This is a genomic window from Rhodococcus artemisiae, from assembly GCF_036327795.1.
GTDB lineage: Bacteria > Actinomycetota > Actinomycetes > Mycobacteriales > Mycobacteriaceae > Rhodococcus > Rhodococcus artemisiae.
Genome location: NZ_JAUTXY010000018.1, coordinates 1 through 19,546 on the forward strand (window position 1 = coordinate 1; position 19,546 = coordinate 19,546).

12 protein-coding genes are annotated in these 19,546 nt (G+C 68.0%); 8 read left to right on the forward strand and 4 right to left on the reverse strand.

Annotated elements, in window-relative coordinates; genetic code table 11:
* Both Q7514_RS28180 and Q7514_RS28185 read right to left on the reverse strand, forming a co-directional pair.
* Positions 1 to 849: glycerate kinase (locus Q7514_RS28180; protein ID WP_330136567.1), on the reverse strand; the 849-nt coding region annotated here is incomplete at its 3' end.
* Positions 846 to 1,754, reverse strand: a complete 909-nt coding sequence (locus Q7514_RS28185; RefSeq protein ID WP_330136675.1) for a beta/alpha barrel domain-containing protein — start codon at positions 1,752 to 1,754, stop codon at positions 846 to 848. The genes Q7514_RS28180 and Q7514_RS28185, both read right to left, overlap by 4 nt.
* Before the next feature lie 184 nt (positions 1,755 to 1,938).
* On the opposite strand from Q7514_RS28185, the gene Q7514_RS28190 reads away from it, so the two are divergent.
* The 8 genes from Q7514_RS28190 (at position 1,939) to Q7514_RS28225 (ending at position 17,501) form a co-directional block, all read left to right on the forward strand.
* A complete protein-coding gene (locus tag Q7514_RS28190; protein WP_330136568.1) occupies positions 1,939 to 2,148 on the forward strand; it encodes a hypothetical protein in 210 nt (69 codons plus the stop codon).
* Positions 2,149 to 2,342: 194 nt separating this feature from the next.
* Complete coding sequence (locus Q7514_RS28195; RefSeq protein WP_330136569.1) at positions 2,343 to 4,448, forward strand: hypothetical protein; 2,106 nt, start codon at positions 2,343 to 2,345, stop codon at positions 4,446 to 4,448.
* A 51-nt stretch (positions 4,449 to 4,499) separates the two neighbouring features.
* Positions 4,500 to 5,396, forward strand: coding sequence for a hypothetical protein (locus Q7514_RS28200; protein WP_330136570.1), 897 nt, complete (start codon positions 4,500 to 4,502; stop codon positions 5,394 to 5,396).
* A gap of 127 nt (positions 5,397 to 5,523) precedes the next feature.
* Positions 5,524 to 12,486: an amino acid adenylation domain-containing protein gene (locus Q7514_RS28205; protein WP_330136571.1), complete on the forward strand. Its 6,963-nt coding sequence runs from the start codon at positions 5,524 to 5,526 to the stop codon at positions 12,484 to 12,486.
* Positions 12,483 to 13,127, forward strand: coding sequence for a DUF6875 domain-containing protein (locus Q7514_RS28210; protein WP_330136572.1), 645 nt, complete (start codon positions 12,483 to 12,485; stop codon positions 13,125 to 13,127). The genes Q7514_RS28205 and Q7514_RS28210 overlap by 4 nt, the downstream gene beginning before the upstream one ends.
* Before the next feature lie 38 nt (positions 13,128 to 13,165).
* On the forward strand, positions 13,166 to 14,101 hold the full coding sequence (locus tag Q7514_RS28215) for a LysR family transcriptional regulator (RefSeq protein WP_330136573.1): 936 nt from the start codon (positions 13,166 to 13,168) through the stop codon (positions 14,099 to 14,101).
* A 160-nt stretch (positions 14,102 to 14,261) separates the two neighbouring features.
* Complete coding sequence (locus Q7514_RS28220) at positions 14,262 to 15,599, forward strand: MFS transporter (RefSeq protein ID WP_330136574.1); 1,338 nt, start codon at positions 14,262 to 14,264, stop codon at positions 15,597 to 15,599.
* A 3-nt stretch (positions 15,600 to 15,602) separates the two neighbouring features.
* Complete coding sequence (locus Q7514_RS28225) at positions 15,603 to 17,501, forward strand: FAD-dependent oxidoreductase (protein ID WP_330136575.1); 1,899 nt, start codon at positions 15,603 to 15,605, stop codon at positions 17,499 to 17,501.
* 84 nt (positions 17,502 to 17,585) lie between these two features.
* Here Q7514_RS28225 and Q7514_RS28230 read toward each other — a convergent pair whose 3' ends face one another.
* Positions 17,586 to 18,245 (reverse strand): SDR family oxidoreductase, encoded by a 660-nt coding sequence (locus Q7514_RS28230; RefSeq protein WP_330136576.1) that lies wholly within the window; start codon positions 18,243 to 18,245, stop codon positions 17,586 to 17,588.
* A gap of 79 nt (positions 18,246 to 18,324) precedes the next feature.
* A complete protein-coding gene (lhgO, locus tag Q7514_RS28235) occupies positions 18,325 to 19,521 on the reverse strand; it encodes an L-2-hydroxyglutarate oxidase (protein ID WP_330136577.1) in 1,197 nt (398 codons plus the stop codon).
* Between the last annotated feature and the right edge of the window lie 25 nt (positions 19,522 to 19,546).

The following is a 19,546-nucleotide window of genomic DNA, read 5'->3' on the forward strand; positions in this document are numbered from 1 at the left end:
CACCACCGCGACGACAGGCACCGAACCACTGCGCGCCAGAATCGCCGAGATGATCTTGCCGGCGCGCGACTGCCCGTCGAGTCGTCCCTCGCCGACCACCACGAGGTCGGAGGTGGCGAGCGCGTCGTCGAAACCTGCCACATCCAGCACGTAGGCGGCGCCGGGGCGCAATTCGGCGTCGAATCGGGCCCACATTCCTCCGGAGAACCCACCGGCCGCACCCGTGCCGTCCACGCCCCGTGGATCGCGCGGCAACGACGCGGCGGCCTCGTGTAGTCGTGTCGTCAACAGCTCGACGGTCGCGGGGTCGGCGCCCTTCTGCGGCCCGAACACCCGCGCGGCGTCGGTGTAGCGGGTGGTGACATCGGTGAGCACGACGACGGAGGCAGAACCCAGGCCATCGGCGTCTTCGATCGCGGCGAGCGCCCCGAGACCACCGTCGGTGGTGGCCGACCCGCCCGCTGCCACGACGATCTGCCGCGCACCGCGCTTCGCCGCGGCGGCCATGATCATCCCGGTGCCGTACGTGTCGGCGGCGGCGGCATCGCGAACACCGTTGTGTGCGGTCGTGATTCCACTGACCGTGGCGAGCTCGACGATCGCGGTGCCGTCGGGCGACAGGCCGAAGAAGCCGCGGCACGGGGCCCGCCACGGGTTGACCGCCTCGACCTCGATACGTTCGAGGCCGAGCGGAACCGTGAGGACATCGAGCGTGCCCTCACCGCCGTCGGCCACGGGCATGCGGATCGTCTCGTGACCCGCGGATGCGGCTCCGGCAGCGATCGCGTCGGCGACCTCGGCGGCGGTGTAGGTGCCCTTGAAACTGTCTGGTGCAATCAGAATCCTCATGCGCGGACGACCCATTCGAACGCGTCGGCCTCCGACCGTGCCCCCTGCCTGGCGCGGGAACGGTTCGGCTCGTCCAGTTCGGCGACGACGTCCTCTCCGAGCCGGACGATGTCGGCGAACACGTGCGGAGAGAGCCACGACGGACGGGTAGCGAAGAGCAGGTCCTCGCTCGCGGTGTTCCCGCTCGCTCCGGGTGCGAACGGGCAACCGCCGAGTCCGCCGAGCGCGCCGTCGACGACGTTCGCGCCCGCCTCGACGGCAGCGAGGCCGTTCGCGACACCCAGACCCCACGTGTCGTGGCCGTGGTAGACGATCCGACGATCGGGCGACTCCCCGCGGATGCGCGAGACGAGGGCGCTGACCTGCGCGGGGACGGCTTGGCCGAGGGTGTCGGCGACGACGACATCGGCCGATCCGTCGGCCCGCGGGTCGCATGCGATCTCGAGGACACGGTCCGGGTCGACGGGCCCGTCGAACGGGCAGGTGAACGATGTCGCCAGACACAACTGGATGCTGCCGCCCGCGGCGCGGGCCAGTTCCACTGCGGCGGGCATTGCCGCGAGGCTGTCCTCGGTGTCGCGGCCGATGTTCGCGCGGTTGTGGGAATCGGACACCGAGAAGCAGTACTGGAACCGCCGCGCTCCCGCAGCGAGCGCCTTCTCCACGTGCCGCGGGGTGGCCACCCAGATCCAGCAACGATCCAGTTCTTCTTCGGTGAGCGCCGACACCAGTTCGAGGGTGTTCGCCATCGGCGGCACCAGGTCGGCGCGCGCCAGCGACCCGATCTCGAGCTCGGGTATCCCCGCGGCGAGAAGGGCGTGCACGATCTCGACCTTGCGCTGCACCGGGAGCAGTTTCCCGGTGAGTTGCAGGCCGTCGCGCAGGGTCACATCCCGCAGGATCACATCGCGCCCGGTCGACTGTGTATCCACGTCGTGCCTCCCGTCCCTCGAGCCATGTCGTGCCGAGTATCCCCGCGCCGCGATTGGTACACCAATCGGGGACACACCGCCCGAGTTCTGTCGGTTTTGTGACAGGTGACACTATCGTTGCGACCTGGATGGGGACTTGCCGGAAGGTATTTGAGAAATGGGAGCGTTCGTCGGGAAAGCGCTGCTGTGGTGTGCGCTGCTGGCAGGGCTGATCGGATCCGGGATCGCCGTGTACGCCTTGCACGTGAACGGGGCAGTGGGCTCGCTCATCGTCGCATCGGTCGCGGGGCTCGTGCTGTTGCGCCTGCGGCCGGAGGTGAGAGACGAGGAGGCCGGCGAAGCCCCTCGCGACGCGGCCGTGACATGACATCGGCCGTGACCTGACGTATGCCGGTCCACACCACCCGATCGGGTACGCGTCACCGTGGCTCGATGGCACTCGCCGATGGGCGCAAGGTGCGTTTTCGGCCGGTATGCTGAGCGGTCGGGCGTCCGCACGGGCGTTTCGCACGGAGGAACCTACGACGGTTCCCTCGGGACGTCGAAGAGGAGCATCGGTTCGTGTCGTTGTGGTCACGTGCGCTTTCCGTCGATGAGCTCGACGACCGAACCTGGCTCGAGCTCATGCCGTGGCTCGATCGCTACGGGTCTGCGCGCACGGCAGCGTTGAATGCGCTCGCGCCGACACCGAGCTGGTGGGAATCGCAGTCACCGGCGCAGACCGCTGCCGACACCGAGATCCCGGAGCTCTGCGCGGAACTGTCCCGGATCTACGTCACCGACCACCCCGAACTGCGGTTCGCGGACGGGCTGATCCGCACCGTCGAAGTCGCCGTGGAAGCCCTCGACCTGGGGGTGTCGGCCGCGACGATCGTCGCGCGCCTGCCGCATGCCCCTACCACCGCGGAGCTGTTCAGCCGCAGCCCCGCCGACCTGTTCGACGTGCGCGGCGCCGACAGCGACGCGGTCTACGAAATCGTCTGTGCGGCCCTCGTACTCACGGTGCTGCGCGACCCTTCCACGCTCGGGCCGGAAGAGTCGGCAGCGCCCGTCCCGGCGCTCGCGCTTCTCGTCGATGACCTCGCTGCCGTTGCCCGGTGGCAGACACTGTGCAACGAGCGGGATCGTCCTCTGCTCGACATCGGTCTCGACACGGGTGCGCCCGAGGAGATCCAGGAGGCCGTTGCACGGCTCGGGGCGATCGCCGCCCGGGATCTTCCGGTGGGGGCTCCGGCCGATCCGGTGACCGAACTCGCTGAATACGTTGCGTCGTTGCCCGACGCCGACCGCGAAATCCTGCGCAGCCGCATCCACGACGATGTCGATGCCGATTCGTCCCAACCGTCGACATTTCCGTTCGGGACCGCGGTGGGCGACTTCCTGGCGGCGCTGCGCACCGACGTACGTCCTGTGGCGTCGTTCGACCGGATCCTGCGTGATCGTCCCGTGCTGGCGCAGACGGTGCCGGGGCTCGACGCGCCGTTGTGGAAGGTCCTCGACCGCCTCGACGACCGCTGCACCGTCGCAGACGGATGGATCGCCGTGCCCGATCTCGCCGAGGCGGAGAAGCAGACCCGTGCACTGCTCGGCGAATTCGAATCCGCCAACGGAGTGGTGCAACCCGCAGGGGTTGCCGCGATATCGAAACTGCCCGCCGACGAATTCCGATCATGGATGGAGTACTGCGGAACCACCGTCTTCGAAGGCCGGATTCTCACTGCTCAGGGCACCGTCGCGGGTCACGCCGCGCAGATCCTCGAGGTGATCGGCGACCCGCTCTCCGCCGAAACGCTCGTCGCACGCATGGACTCGAACATCGACATCCACAGCGTCGTCGAAGAGCTCGGTGACGACGACCGGTTCACCGTCACCGAGGACGACGGACTGTGGGGTCTGCTCGAATGGGAGACCGACCTCGTCACCGCCGTCGCGACACGCATCGCTCGGCTCGTAGACGGTGCTGCCGGCTCGATCGAGCTCGACAAGGTGGCCGAAGCGCTGGTCCAGCGATTTTCGATCTCCGATGCGTCCGCTCGGGTATTCGCGGCGAGCGGGGATTTCGAAGTCGTCGCGGAGTGTGTCCGCCGTCGGCGTCGCACCCATGTACCCGCTTTGCCCCCGGAACGCACCAAACGCCTGTACCGGCTCGATGAGCACTGGCGCCTGCGGATTCCCGTCACTCGCGACCACATGCGCGGCGCGGAGGTCCCGATCCCGTCCGCTGTCGCGGGCATAGTCGGGTGCGAGCCCGGCGCCGAGATCGTGCTGAAGTCGAGGCTAGGGCCTCAGGTGTTGCGGTGGACAGGGCCGATTCCGCAGCTCGCTTCGGTGCGTCGGTTCCTCGACGAGATCGGTATCGACGAGTACGGCGAGCTGTTTCTCGAAGTCCGGTCGGACGGCCGGTTCGACGTGCTGCCGTTACGCACGTTCGCCTCGAATGCCGATCCGCTCCGCAAGGCGCTCGCGCTCATCGGCTACACAACACCGGAGGTCGTGCCGGAGTCGAGCATTCCGGCCGCGTTCGCAACGGCCATCGGGCTCGACGGCGAGACTCGCCCACGCCGCATCCTCAGCGCATACCGTGCACGTCACGAAGCCGAGGTGGTCTCGTTGCTCGAGAGTGCGTGGGTGCGCGTACCCGGCGGTCAGGATCATCCCCGGCTGTGAGTAGGGTCGCCGGGTGGTGCATCGGGGGTGCGTCGTAGCACGATGGTGCACATGAACGACCTGCCGAATCCCGACGTTTCCGGTGCGATCCCCGCGGATGCGATCGTGCGTGCGCTGGCGGGTGTCGTCGGATCGGTCGAAGCCGCGATCGTGCGGCTCCGAGGCGACGACGCCGAACCCGACACTGTCGAGAAGGTCCTGGCGGGAGCGGGCGCTCCCGATCTCGGCGACGTCGTCGCCCACCACAACGCGTTGACGCGCGCGATCGCGATCGTCGATCACCGTGGTGCGCTCCCCGAGGAGGAGTGGATCACGGTCGCGGAACTCGGTCCGCTGCTCTCCTCAGTGGTCCAGCGGCTCCGCGCGTATGCCTTCGAGATCCTTGGTCCGGTCGAGCCCGAGATCACCGTGTCGGCACACGTCGCGTTGCTGCTCACGATGGCCGACGACGGCCGATTCGGTGAGACGCTGCAGTTGCTCGTGCTCGTCGAGGACGCCACGACCATGTGGCAGCGCCTGCGTATCGAACGCGCACGCACCGCTGAAGCGGACGAACGGAGCGAGGTTCTCAGCGCCGCACGCGTCCTGCTAACCGAGCATTTCGAGCAGGACGGCGAACTGCTCCGCCGTGGACGCCGCGCACTTGCCCGGGTTGCCGAAGGCACCCCGCTCGAGGTCGTCCGACGCCTGTCTTCACCGCGCACCATGCGCACGCTTGCCAGGTTGCGGGAGGACCTCGAGGACTTCCGTTCGGCATGCCGAGCCGACGCGGCAGGATGGCTCGTCGACGAGGATCCCGAGATCGCCGACGCACTGGATTCGATCGACAGTCCGCTCAAATCGGTAGGCGGTGTTCTCGGCCGAGGCCTCGCGAAGGTATCCGACGCGCGGCACCGCGCCGCCGAGAGCGATGGCGAATCCGAGGAGGCCGCCCGCGAACGGGATTAGGTGGTGGGGGTCGACACCTAGGGTGCGTATCTGCGAGGTCGAGCCCGCGGGACAGTAGTGGAGCCGGTTTCTCCGGCCGTCCGGAACGAATGGACGCCATCTCCGCCGCAACCCCGGGTGTGATTCCATGGCCGCCGCCACTGTTGTTGTCCACGAACCATTTCCACTGTCTCCCGCCCAGCGTGGGTTGTGGTTCGCTCAACAGCTCGCACCGCGTGTGCCGATCTGCATCGCACAGTACGTCGACATTCGTGGTGTGCTCGACGTCGACCTGTTCCGTCGGGTCTCGCTCGTCGCCGCGCACGAGTTCCAATCGGTGTTCCTCAGGCTCGTCGACATCGACGGCGAACCCCACCAGGTGGTTGCGCCGCCTCCGGATGCCGAACTGGACGTGCACGATTTCCGTGCGGCGCCCGACCCGGAGGCAGCGGCGCACGAATGGATGGACCACAACCACACCGCCGAAATCGATCTCACCGACGAACCACTGACCGAGGCCGCTCTGCTCCAGGTCGCCGACGACCGGTACTTCTGGTACACACGCATCCACCACATCGCGCTCGATGGGCACGGCGCCGCGACGATGGTCGACCGAGTCGCCGAGTTGTACACCGCAGAGTTCGAGAATCGGGAACCACAGCCGAATCGCGCCGCCGACCTGCGCACACTGCAGCAGCTCGACCACGACTACCGCGCCTCCCGCCGGTACGAGCAGGATCGTGCCCACTGGGCGGAACGGCTTCACTCGCGCTCGGCCGCAGTCACACTCACCGACAAGATCGCACCACCCGCGGTCCGTAGCCGGGTCGCCCGTGCCGCGCTCACAGAGGAGACGACAGCCCGGCTGGACGCGTCCGGAGCCGATGCGGCCGCGCGGATCGTTTCGGCGTTTGCGTGCCACCTCGCGCAGACGACCGGGCGACAGGACGTGCTGGTCGACATCCCGGTTTCCGCGCGCACTACCGCCGTGCTGCGTCGGTCCGGCGGCATGCTCGCCAACGTCGTCCCGCTGCTCGTGACGGTGCGCACCGACGGCACCGTGGGCACGCTCGTCGATCGGGTCCGGCTCGAACTCACCGGTGCGCTGCGTCATCAGCGGGGGAACGTCGAGGACATCCTGCGTGAGCTGGGCGCGGACGCCGCTGCCCGGCGGATCTCGTCGCCCGTCGTCAACGTGATGCTCTTCGACCGGCAATGGCGATTCGGGCCCGCCGTGGCCGATTTCCACATCCTCACCGCGGGTCCGGTGCCGGACATCATGATCAACATCTACCGCTCCGGCCACCCGCCGAGGACGATCGTCGAGATCCGCGCCAACCCCGGTCGGTACACCGACGACGAGGTGCATCGGCACCATGCGCGGCTCCTCGACGTCGTCGACGCGTTCGCGTGCGCATCGTCGGACACGCCGCTGACCGACATCGGGGTGATCGACGTGCCCGGCGCTGTCCGCGGCGCACCGGGGGAGAACGGTACGACGATGCCCGAGGTCCTCGCTGCCGCCGTCGCCGCGAATCCGCAGGGTGTCGCGGTGCAGTGCGAGGGCCGCACCCTCACCTACACAGAACTCGACATGGTCTCCGACCGGCTCGCCCACGCCCTCCGCGTCTCGGGGGCCGGGCCGGAGACGGTTGTGGCCGTCGCGATCGCGCGGTCGATCGAATCGGTGGTGGCGCTGTGGTCGGTCGTCAAGAGCGGCGCAGCATTCGTGCCCGTCGACCCCTCCTACCCGGCCGAACGGATCGCGCACATGCTCACCGATTCGGCCGTGGCGGTGGGGCTGACCACGCCGCAGTTCCGCGCAGCGCTGCCCGACGCAATTCGATGGCTCGAGCTCCGGGAGGGACTGCCGGCCACGGAGCTCACGCCGTGCGCACCCGCGGCGGTACATCCCGACGGGGCTGCCTATCTGATCTACACGTCCGGATCGACCGGCCTTCCCAAGGGCGTCACCATCACCCACCGCGGCATCGCCGACCTGGTCGCAGAGCAGCGCGACCGCTTCCGTGGACACCCCGGCGCCCGTGTGCTGCACTGTGCCTCCCCGAGTTTCGATGCCTCCGTGTTCGAGATCCTGTGGGCTGCGGGCAGTGCCTCCCGTCTGGTCGTGGTGCCGCCCGCCGTAACGGGCGGCGACGAACTCGCCGAGATCCTTCCTCGCAACGACGTCACCCACGCTGTCCTCACGCCTACCGTGTTGTCCACGGTGCCGCGGCTCCCCGGCTCTCTGCACACGCTGGCGGTAGCGGGGGAGGCATGCCCGGACGAACTCGTCGAACGCCTGGCCCCCGGGCGCACGATGATCAACGGCTACGGGCCGACGGAATCGACCGTCATGTCGAATGCCGCGACGATCGTGGCCGGTGAACCCGTGACGATCGGTGGTCCGGTCCGTGGGCTCACCGAAACCGTCCTCGACGACCGGCTGCGGCCCGTCCCTGTAGGGGTGGCCGGGGAGCTGTACGTGGCCGGCCCGGCGTTGGCACGCGGCTACCGCAATCGCGAGGCGCTCACTGCGACGCGTTTCGTCGCAGCGCCCGGCGGTGCGCGGATGTACCGGACCGGCGACGTGGTGCGCTGGCGGCGACTGCCCGACCGCACCCTCGTGCTCGACTACGTGGGCCGCTCCGATTTCCAGATCAAGATCCGGGGTATCCGGGTCGAACTCGGCGAGATCGACGCAGCCCTGGTCCGCCACCCCGTCGTCGCTGCGGCGGTGACGGTCGGGCGCCCGGATCCGTCCGGTGATGTCGTTCCTGTCTCGTACGTCGTTCCCACTGCGGGCGAGCCCGCCAATTTCACTGCGGGCGAGCCCGCCAATTTCACTGCGGGCGAGCCCGCTATTCCCACTGCGGGTGAGCTGACCGCGTACCTGCGCGGTTGCGTGCCCGCTCACCTGGTGCCTGCCGCGATAGTCGTTCTCGACGAGCTGCCCGTCACGCCCGTCGGGAAACTCGACCGCAATGCACTGCCGGAACCCGTGTTCGGCGCCGGGCGCGCCGAGTTCGTCGCGCCGGACGGGAACGCCGAACGCGCTGTCGCGGAGGTGTTCGCCGAGGTTCTCGGGCTCGAGCGGGTGGGTCGCAGCGACCACTTCTTCGACCTGGGCGGCAATTCCCTCAGCGCGACCCGCGCGGTCGCCCGTGTGAACGCCGCACTCGGAGTGGGACTCGGTGTCCGCGACCTGTTCGAGTCGCCGGTCGTCGCGGCTCTTGCTGTTCACGCAGGCAGGGCTGCCCCCGCGGCGGGGTCCGTCCCCGCCGGCCCTCGCCCCGACCGGGTTCCACTGGCGCCCGCTCAGCAGCGCATGTGGATCATCAACCAGGTCGACACAGCCTCGCCCGCGTACAACGTGCCCATCGCATTGCACGTCACCGGAGACCTCGATCTCGATGTACTGCGCGCGGCCTTCGCGGACGTCGTCGCGCGACACGAACCGCTGCGCACCCGCTACCCGTCCTCGGAGCGCGGCCCCTACCAGGACGTGCTCGACGACGCCGCGTTCGATTTCACGCCGGTGCCCGTGCGCGGAGAAGTCGGCATGCGCGAGGCGCTGCGCGAGCTCGCGACCGCAGGATTCGACGTGAGCCGCGATCTTCCGGTCCGTACCGCGTTGTTGCAGCTCGGGCCTGCAGATCACGTCGTCGTGGTGGTTGTACACCACATTGCCGCCGACGGTGCGTCGACGCTGCCGCTCGCTCGCGACACGATGCTCGCCTACACCTCCCGGCTACAGGGACACGCCCCCGCGTGGGCGCCACTGCCGTCGCGCTACACCGACCACGCGCTGGGGCACCTCGCCCGACTCGGCGACGCCACCGATCCGCAGTCCTTGCTGGCGCGGCAGATCGACTTCTGGCGTTCGACGCTCGACGGCGTCCCCGAACTTCTCGACCTGCCCGTCGACCGACCCCGGCCCGCGCGACGCACCCACCACGGCGCCACCGTCTCGTTCGAGATTCCGGCCGAACTGACATCGGGTGTGTCTGCCCTGGCTCATGCGCACGACGTGACCGTCTTCATGGTGATGCACGCAGCATTCGCCATCCTGCTCGAACGACTCACCGGGGCAACGACGCTGGCGATCGGGACGCCTGTAGCGGGTCGCGGGGCCGCAGAACTCGACGACATGGTCGGTATGTTCGTCAATACGGTCGTGCTCCGCTCCGACATCGATGCATCCGCGTCGTTCGGCGAATTCCTCGACCGCACCCGCGACCGCGACCTGGACGCCTTCGATCACGCGGACGTGCCGTTCGACCGGGTCGTGCAGGCGCTCGATCCTGCGCGGTCGACGTCGCACGCCCCGCTGTTCCAGGCCCTGCTCGAGTTCCGCAACATCGCACCTACCCGGGTCGAACTGCCGGGTCTCGTGATCGATACCGTCGACGTGGCACCGCCGGTTGCCAAATGCGACCTCTACCTCGCTGTGGAGGAACCGCGGGACGGGAACGTGACAGCAGCCGAGTTCGGGTACGCCACAGATATCTTCGATGAGGTGTCAATTCAGCGGTTCGCCGCGGAATTCACACGAATCCTCGACGCGGTCGTCACCCGGCCCGACCGCGAGGTCGGCGGGATCGACATCCTGAGTACGAGTGAACGCGCCGATCTCGTGCCGGTGTCGGGTCGGCCGATGGAACCCGCTGTCACCCTCCCGCGGCTGTTGACGCATGGCGCAACGATCGGCGGCGACGCCGTCGCAGTGGTGTGCGGCAACGACCAGCTCACCTACCGCGCACTCGATTCGCGCTCGAACCGGCTGGCGCGCCGGCTCATCGAACTCGGAGCGGGCCCCGAATCGGTGGTCGCGGTCGCGCTGACTCGCTCGATCGAGTCGGTCCTGGCACTGTGGGCGGTCGCGAAAACCGGTGCCGCCTTCGTTGCGGTCGACCCGAAATACCCCTCCGCGCGGATCGAGCACATGATCGAGGATTCCGGCGCTACCATCGGAGTCACCGTCGATGAACTGCACGCCGACCTACCACTCCAGCGGTGGGTGATGCTCGACGACCTTGACGAAAGTAACACGATCGCAGCCCATTCCGATCGCGCGATCGCCGACATCGACCGTCGCATACCGCTGCGCCCCCATCAGGCGGCCTATCTCGTCTACACCTCGGGATCGACGGGGACTCCCAAGGGCGTCGTGGTCACTCACACGGGACTTGCAGGGTTCGTCGAAGAGCAACGCACGAGGTTCGTACTCGGATCGCGTTCGCGGGTGCTGCATTTCGCATCACCGAGTTTCGATGCCGCGATCCTCGAACAGTTGTGGGCCTTCGGGTCGGGCGGGTGCCTGATCGTTGCCCCGCCGACGGTCTACGGTGGTATCGAGCTCGCTGATCTTCTCGCCCGAGAACGTGTCACGCACATCGCCTTGACTCCGTCGGTGCTCGCGACCCTCGACCCTGCCGGACTTACGCACCTGCACACCGTCGTCGTAGGTGGGGAGTCCTGCCCGCCCGAACTCGTGGCGCAGTGGGCGCCCGGTCGCGACATGGTCAATACATACGGGCCGGCCGAGAACACCATCCAGACCAACGCCGGCACACCGCTGGTTGCGGGTGGACCTGTCGAACTGGGTGGGCCTATCCGCGGAATCACCGAACAAGTCCTCGACCACCGTCTCCGGCCGGTTCCCGTCGGAGTGGTGGGGGAGTTGTATGTGAGCGGACCCGCCGTGGCCCGCGGTTACCGGAACCGACGTGGCGGCACGGCGTCCAGATTCGTCGCCGATCCGTCCGGGAAGCCGGGGGAGCGGATGTATCGCACCGGCGACCTCGTGCGGTGGCGCCATGCCGCCGACGGCACACTCACCCTCGACTACGTCGGCCGCAGCGACCTGCAGGTCAAGATCCGCGGATTCCGCATCGAACCCGGTGAGATCGAATCGGTGCTTCGCGACGCCCCCAGGGTGGCCCGCGCGGTGGTCACTGTGCGCCGTGATCGCCTCGACAGCTACGTCGTTCCGGTTCCCGGCGCAGCCATCGTCGCCGACGATGTTCGTGCCCACGCCCAGACGCGACTCGCTCCGCACATGGTGCCCGCGACCCTCACCGTGCTCGATGCGCTGCCCGTCACCCCCAACGGCAAGCTCGACAGGACGGCATTGCCGATCCCCGACCTCATCGAGGGACGCCGACCCTACCGGGCGCCGCGCGACGCGACGGAGCAGGCCGTTGTCTCCGCGTTCGCCGGAACCCTCGACATCCCGCGAGTGGGGCTCGACGACGACTACTTCGCTCTCGGCGGCACCTCACTCGGCGCGACGGCCGTGGTCGCCGCGCTGGCGGAGTCCTTCGGCCGTCCTGTTCCCGTGCAGTGGATCTTCACCCACCCCACCCCGGGGTCCCTGGCTCGGCGTCTCGTCGATTCGCCGGCCGGTGAAGACTCGTTCGATGCGGTGATCCCGTTGCGCGAGGGCGGGTCCGGCGATCCGTTGTTCTGCGTCCACCCCGCGGCGGGCCTGGCGTGGTGCTTCGCCGGACTCGCACGGCGTATCGACGACCGGCCCGTATACGGGCTGCAGTCGCCGCTGCTGGCCGATCCGGATTGCGATGTCGACACCCTCGCGGGTCTTGCCTCCGCTCACGTCGAGAGCATCCGGGCGACGCAACCGCACGGTCCGTACCACCTGCTCGGCTACTCGGTGGGCGGGCAGATCGCCCACGAGATCGCAGCTCAGCTCGACGCCGCGGGGGAAGTGGTCGCGAGTTTGACCATGCTCGACACCCACCTGCAGGAGGACGCACCCGACGCGGAGATCGTCACTGCCGAAATCGAGGCACTCGCGCCTGGGTGCGCGCGGCCGCGCAGGGAACTCCTCCGCAGCGCCTTCAACCGAACTGTCGGCTTCGCCGCCGTCCATCGACCGACCGCACGACCCGTCGCCGACCTGGTGTTCTTCGAATCCGCCGACGCCGTCGCCGCTCGGATGCCCGAGCCCGCCGAAGTCTGGCAACCGCACATCGACGGACACATCGTCACCCACCGCCTCGACATCACACACCGGGACATGACCGGTCCACACGCACTCGACCAGATCACCCCGGTCCTCACGGACCATCTCCGGAAAGGCCAGTCATGACCGACCAGACCAGCGTTCTCCGTGGCCGCCGATCGGGCATCGAGCCGGTGAGCGTCTTCGACGACGTCCGGGACGACGAGCATCCCCGCACCGCGGAGCTGCGTCGCTGGGCAGTCGATTTCCTGTGCAGACCGCACGACGAGCTCGGGCGCAGCGGCGCCGTCTGCCCGTTCGCGGCGCCGTCGATCGGCCGGGGACTGTTCTATGCGGTGTTCGTACCGGGTGCGGTCGGCGCGCAACGCATGCGGGACGTCGCCGACGACCTCGCAGAACTCTTCCCGCATCTGTCGCCGGCCTCCGGGCCGGACGCGGCGCTCAAATCCGTCGTTGCGGTGTTCCCTGACGTCACGGACTACGACGTGATCGACCTCGTACAGAACGAACGCAAGTCGGAGTTCGTACTCGACGGGCTGATGCTCGGCCAGTTCTATCCGGGCTGCACTGTGTCCGGTCTGAGGAACAGTGCGTTCCGGGCGCTCGACGCACCGCTGCCCATGCTCGCCGTCCGTCACATGGTGGGCTCGGATTTTCCGTTTCTCGCATCCCAGCGTGAGTGGGTCCTCGCGTACTTGAAGAAATTCGCCGCCAGTGTCCCGTCGATGGTCCGGGCCGACATCGCCGACCGCGTGATGATGTCGTGACTACCGAACTCTCGTGAGTACCGAACTACGGTAGGCGCATGGCCAGATCCGAAGGCGTGCCCGCGTACACGATCCGTCAGCTGGCGGCCTTCGTCGCCGTCGCGGACTGGGGAACCATCACCGCGGCCGCCGACGCACTGCACATGTCGCACTCGGCGGTGTCCGCCTCCATCAACGATCTCGAGCGGGCACTCGACGTCACACTGTTCGTGCGACAGCGGGCCCGCGGGGTGCGGTTGACCCCGACCGGGCACGCGGTTCTCGAGCGCGCCAAGAACGTCCTGCATGTCGCTACCGAACTCGAGAGTGATGCCCACTCCGAGGCGGGATCCGTGGTCGGCCCTGTCGCCGTGGGGTGCTATCCGTCCCTCGGGCCGACTCTGCTGCCCTCGTTGATCGCGGGATTCACCGAGGCGCATCCCCGGGCGCGCGTCGATTTCCGGGAGGACACCCAGGACAGGTTGAGGGCATTGCTCGACTCTCGCGAGCTGGACGTCGCATTCCTGTACGACCTCGAGCTCGATCCGGGGCTCGAGACCGTCGTGCTCGACTCCAGGGAACCGATGCTGCTGCTGCCCGCCGAACACCCGGCCGCATCGTCGGGGGAGCCGGTGCGACTCACAGACCTCGCGCAGGATCCCATGGTGATCCTCGATGCGCCCCCGAGTTCGGGCCACGCGATGAGCCTGTGCGCCGAAGCGGGGTTCTCCCCGGTGGTCGCCTACCGCACCCAGAACTACGAGACGGCCCGCTCCTTCGTCGGCCGTGGGTTGGGGTGGACGCTGCTGCTGCAGCGTCCCGCGCAGGACGTGAGTTACGAGGGGCTCCCGATCGCCGTGCGGCCGTTTGCGGAACCGAAGCCGCCTCCCGTCGGAATCCTCCTCGCATGGCGGAAAGACGCGCTGCAGAGCCGTGTCGCGCAGACTTTTGTGGACTTCGTGCTCGCGGCAGGGGAGCGCAAAGTACCCAAATGAACTGGGAAGACGCCCTCAATCACTGATTTTCGGTGATTCATTCCCGACTTTATCCGCTTTTCAAACGAATGTGATCGCCCTCATGATGTTCGTATCGCGTCCGAACGCTCGTTAACCGGAATGCACCCCTGTTACATCTCGCCGAAGGGCACCAGTAATCATGACCGTCCTTGACTCGCCTCCGCAGGCGTCGGCCGAAGCCGCGCGCAAAGCCGCGCTGGGCAGCTTCGTCGGTACCGCAATCGAGTGGTACGACTTCTTCATCTACGGCACTGCTGCAGCGCTCGTACTCGGACCTCAGTTCTTCCCCGGTTCGTCCGATGTCGCCGGCACCCTCGCTGCCTTCGCGACGCTCGCCGTCGGCTTCATCGCCCGCCCCATCGGCGGCGTGGTCATGGGTCACTTCGGTGACAAGATCGGCCGCAAGTCGATGCTCGTCACCTCACTGCTGCTCATGGGCTTCGCGACGGTCGCCATCGGCCTGCTTCCGAACTTCGACGCCATCGGCGTCGCCGCCCCCATCCTTCTCGTGACCCTGCGCTTCATCCAGGGTCTCGGCGTGGGCGGAGAGTGGGGTGGCGCGGTGCTCGTCGCCACCGAGAACGCCCCCGCCGGCAAACGCGGCCTCTACGGCGCAGCGCCTCAGCTGGGTGTGCCCGCCGGTGTGCTGATCGCGAACCTCGTCTACCTGCCACTCACCGCGTTCCTCAGCGAAGAGGCCTTCAACTCGTGGGGCTGGCGCGTGCCATTCCTCATGTCGGCGGTCCTCGTCGTCGTGGCGCTGTGGATCCGCCTCGGACTCGAAGAGAGCGAAGAATTCAAGGCGACGAAGGAGGCCCCCGCCGAGGCCGACGAGAAGATGCCGATCCTCGAGGTGCTCACCAAGCACTGGAAGACCGTTCTGCTGGCCGGTGGCACGTTCATCGCCACCAACGGCATCGCGTACGCGTACATGGTCTACGTCCTCAAGTACGGCGAATCCGAACTCGGCTACAGCAAGACCGCGATGCTGAGCCTGCTCATCGCATCCTGCCCGTTCTGGATGGCCGGCATGGCCTACAGCGCGTGGCGCTCCGACATCGTCGGCCGTCGCAACATCTACATCAAGGCATCTGCCGCGCTCGTCGTCGCCGCGGCGCTGTTCTTCCCCCTGATGGACACCGCGATCCTGCCGGTGATGCTGCTGGCGATGGTCGCACTCGGCTTCACTCTCGGATGCTGCGCCGGACCGCAATCCGCGCTCTTCGCGGAACTGTTCCCCGCCAAGATCCGCTACAGCGGCGCGTCCCTCGGATACCAGGTCGGTGCCATCCTCGGCGGTGGTCTCGCCCCGATGATCGCGACGTCGCTGTTCGCCGCGACCGGCACCTCGATGTCGATCACCGGCTACTTCGTGCTGATCGCCCTCATCAGTCTCATGAGCATCCTGCTCCTGCGCGTGCCCTCCGCCGGCACGAGCACCGAGCAGAAGCAGTCCCTCTCCCAGGAAGGTGTCTGACCCGTGTCGACCTACTACCAGCCTCCCAAGTACCCCGCAGCGGCATTCGACTCGATGACTCCGTCCGGCGAGACGCTTCCCGTCGTCGTCGTGGGTGCCGGACCGGTCGGCATGGCCACCGCACTCGGACTCGCGCAGCGCGGCATCCCCGTCACCATCATCGAGGCCGCCGATCAGGTGTCCTTCGGTAGCCGCGCGATCTGCATCTCCCGGCACAGCCTCGAAGCCGCCGGTCGCCTCGGATTCGGCAAGGAACTCGAGAAGATCGTCCTCCCGTGGGTCGGTGGCCGCAGCTACTACCGCGACGAGCAGGTCCTGCACTTCGAGATGCCGCTGCGTGACTTCGACGTGCGCCCGCCCATGATCAACGTCTCCCAGTCGGAGTTCGAGCAGATCATGGTCGACACCCTCGAGAAGAACCCCCTCATCACCCTGTACTGGCAGGCGTCCATCGCCGGCATCCTGCGCGGCGACGACGAGGTCACCCTCGAGGTCGACACCGCCGCCGGCAAGCGCCACCTGCGCGCCCGCTACGTCGTCGCTGCCGACGGCGGCCGCAGCCGCATGCGTGAGCTCGCCGGTCTGCGTCTGCAGGGCACCAGCTACGAGGGTCGCTACGTCATCGCCGATATCCACTGGGAGTCGGATCTGCCCGCCGAGCGCATGGTGTGGTTCGACCCGCCGAGCAACCCGGGCTCGACGATCATCATGCACAAGCAGCCCGGCAACATCTGGCGCATCGACTATCAGCTCGATCCGTCCGAGGACGCCGAGATCGAGACCCAGGAAGACGCCATTCGGGCCCGCATCACGAAGCACCTCGACTGGCTGCAGAACGATCTGCCGTGGACTCTCGAGTGGAAGGGCTTCTACAGCGCCCGCGCGCTCGCCCTCGACGAGTTCACACACGGCCGCATCCTGTTCGCCGGCGACGCAGCGCACCTCGTCCCGATCTTCGGTGTGCGCGGTCTGAACTCCGGCATGGAAGACGCCGAGACCCTCGCGTGGCAGCTCGCCGCCGTCATCAACGGCAACGCCGACGAGGCCCTGCTGCAGGCGTACTCCTTCGAGCGCCACAATGCGTGGGAGCAGAACGTCGCCAACGCCGGCAAGTCCACGCTCATCATGAGCCCGGGCAGCCATGGCTACCGCACCACCCGCGATGCAGTTCTCGCCCTTGCGGTCGGCCGCCCCGAGTTCGGACACCTGATCAATCCGCGCCAGTCCAGCGCCACTCACGCTCGGCTCTCCCCGCTCACCTGGCCGGTGGCGACCGGTGTCGAAGGTGTGCTCCCGGGCGAGCCTGTCGAAGACCGCAAGGTGCGCGTCGACGGTGCCGACAGTTCTCTCAACGTCGCACGCGGCACCGGCTTCGCAGTGCTCGGCGTCGGTCTCGACGCGGCAGACAGCGCGGCGCTCGCGACCGCGGCCACCGAACTCGGCGAAGCCCTGTCGCCCGAGAGTGTCCGTGCACTTGCCGTCGACAGTGCTGCTGCAGAAGGCGTCACCGTCCTCGACGCCGCCGACCTCGCGGGCGCGCTCGGTGCGACCGCGGGCGAAGCGTTCGTCATCCGTCCCGACGGCCTGCTGCTGTGTCGCGTCCCGGTCGCGCGGCTCTCCGGGGTCGCGGCTGCACTGCACGCGGGTGTCGCACCTGCCGGTGATGCGCTGCCTGCACGTCCGGCCGAGCAGGTCACCGCGGATGAGCAGCGTCGCGAGAACGTGTGGCTGGGTCTGTCGACCGCGCTCGACCAGGTTGCTGAGGACGATCGGGAGGGGTTCCTCACCCGCCTTGCGCTGATGCTGGGATCCCAGGTCGATCACCGTCAGTTCGAGGAGGCCATCGCGGCCGCCTCCGACACGTCCCCGGTCCGCGTCGAGGAGCTCACGCCGCAGGCCTGACACCCCACCCCTTCCGAGCGAATGGCACATTCGGCTTGATCACGAAGCCGAATGTGCCATTCGTCCACCTCGGTGCGGTGTGATCTAGCGCAGGGAGTCGAGTGCCTCGGCGATCGGGGTATCGCCGTTGTTGAATTCGATGGTGCGACCCGCGGTAGCGGGACGTTCGAGCACCGCAGCGACGACGGCAGCGACATCCGCGCGCGACACCTGCCCCTTGTCGCGCGCGCCCTGACCGGCGATCTCGATCCGTCCGGTCGGCGGATCCAGCGTCAGGGCGCTCGGCCCCAGAATCGTCCACTCGAGATCGGTGCCGCGCAGATGCGCATCGGCGCCGGCCTTCGCCTCGGCGTAGGGGTAGAAGCTGTTGTCCTCGGGCACGCCGTGGTCCGGGCGCGCCCCGAAGTACGAGACCATCACGTACCGGCGCACACCGGCCTCCTGCGCGGCCGTCATCGATGAGATCGCCGCGTCGCGGTCCACGGCGTAGGTGCGGGCCGGGTTCCCGCCGCCTGCGCCCGCCGACCACACCACCGCGTCATGTCCCTGCAACAGTTCGGTCAGCGCCGCGATGTCGAGTTGTTCGACGTCGGCCACCACCGGCGTGCCTCCGGCGGCCCGCACGTCGTCGGCGTGGTCCGGGTTGCGAATGAACGCACTGGTCTCGTGGCCGGCGTCGGTGAGCAGCCGCTCGAGGTGCAGTGCGACTTTGCCGTGTCCGCCGAAGAGTGCGATGCGTGCCATGTCGGGTGCTCCTTGGTATTCGGAATCAGTGCCGCCTCCCAGCATGCCTGCCTGCGCGGGTCGGTGTGTCCGGAGAGCGTCAGCGGAGCCGTTCAAGTGCCGTGTCGACGAGATGCTCGGCGATCGCCATCGACGATGTGGCACCGGGCGAGGGTGCGTTGCGCAGGTGTACGACGGGCCCGTGTCCGGTGATGACGAAGTCGTCCTCCAACCCGCCGTCGGCATTCATGGCTTGCGCGCGAATTCCGCGGGGACCGTCGACCACATCGTCGGCGGTCAGTCCGGGAACGTATCTCGCGGCCTCGGACACGAAACGACGAGTGCTCATCGCGGTGCGCAGTTCACGACTTGCTGCGGGAAGGTTATGTGTCGCGAACTTCCAGAAACCGGGCCAGGCGGCGGCGTCGCGCAGGTCGCGCCACGACCCGCGGATACCCTCGTAGGTCTCGCGTCCGGGCGAGAGGAATGCGTTGGGTCCCACCATGACTTCTCCGTCGATGCGCTTCGTCAGATGCACCCCGAGGAACGGGTAGCGAGGGTCCGGCACCGGATAGATCAGGCCACGAACCTTCGTGGCGGCCGCGGGTTTGAGTAAGCGGTAGTCGCCGAGGAACGGAACGATCCGCGGGGTGCGGGCGTCGCCGGCCGCATGCGCGAGGCGATCGGACTGCAACCCCGCGCATGCGATCACCAGATCGAATGACCAAGTACCAGAAGTGGTTTCGACGACGACCTGGTGCCCCGCAGTGTGCAGGCCGGTCACGGGAGTGCCGGTGTGTAGAGCGCCACCCGCATTCGTCACGTCGTCGGCGAGTGCGCGGGTGACCGCGACGTAGTCGATGATCGCGGTCTGCGGCGAATGCAGCGCGGAGATGCCCACGGCGTGCGGCTCGATCGCCGTGATCTCGTCGGCACCGATTCGTCTGATGCCCGGGACGCCGTTGGCGGTCGCACGGGCTTCGATCGCGTCGAGTCGGTCGAGCTCGGATTCGTCCAGCGCGACAACGAGCTTGCCGCACTCGTCGTACGGGATGTCCTTCTCGACGGCGAATTTCTGCAGCAGGTCGACACCGCGCCGGCACAGTTGCGCCTTCAAGCTCCCCGGTGTGTAGTACAGCCCCGCATGCACCACGCCGCTGTTGTGGCCGGTTTGATGCGATGCGAGCGACGGCTCCTTCTCGAACAGGGTGACGTCGTGGTCCAGCATCGCGAGTCGGCGTGCCGTGGCGGCGCCGATGATCCCACCGCCGACGACGGCGGCGCGCAGCGTACTCATGGGCGACACTCTAACCGTGTGGGAG

Bases quoted from the DNA above. Each gene is read 5' to 3' on its own strand.
- Q7514_RS28190 (WP_330136568.1), top strand. From the start codon at position 1,939: ATGGGAGCGTTCGTCGGGAAAGCGCTGCTGTGGTGTGCGCTGCTGGCA.
- Q7514_RS28200 (WP_330136570.1), top strand. From the start codon at position 4,500: ATGAACGACCTGCCGAATCCCGACGTTTCCGGTGCGATCCCCGCGGAT.
- Q7514_RS28205 (WP_330136571.1), top strand. From the start codon at position 5,524: ATGGCCGCCGCCACTGTTGTTGTCCACGAACCATTTCCACTGTCTCCC.
- Q7514_RS28210 (WP_330136572.1), top strand. From the start codon at position 12,483: ATGACCGACCAGACCAGCGTTCTCCGTGGCCGCCGATCGGGCATCGAG.
- Q7514_RS28215 (WP_330136573.1), top strand. From the start codon at position 13,166: ATGGCCAGATCCGAAGGCGTGCCCGCGTACACGATCCGTCAGCTGGCG.
- Q7514_RS28220 (WP_330136574.1), top strand. From the start codon at position 14,262: ATGACCGTCCTTGACTCGCCTCCGCAGGCGTCGGCCGAAGCCGCGCGC.
- Q7514_RS28230 (WP_330136576.1), bottom strand. From the start codon at position 18,245: ATGGCACGCATCGCACTCTTCGGCGGACACGGCAAAGTCGCACTGCAC.
- lhgO (WP_330136577.1), bottom strand. From the start codon at position 19,521: ATGAGTACGCTGCGCGCCGCCGTCGTCGGCGGTGGGATCATCGGCGCC.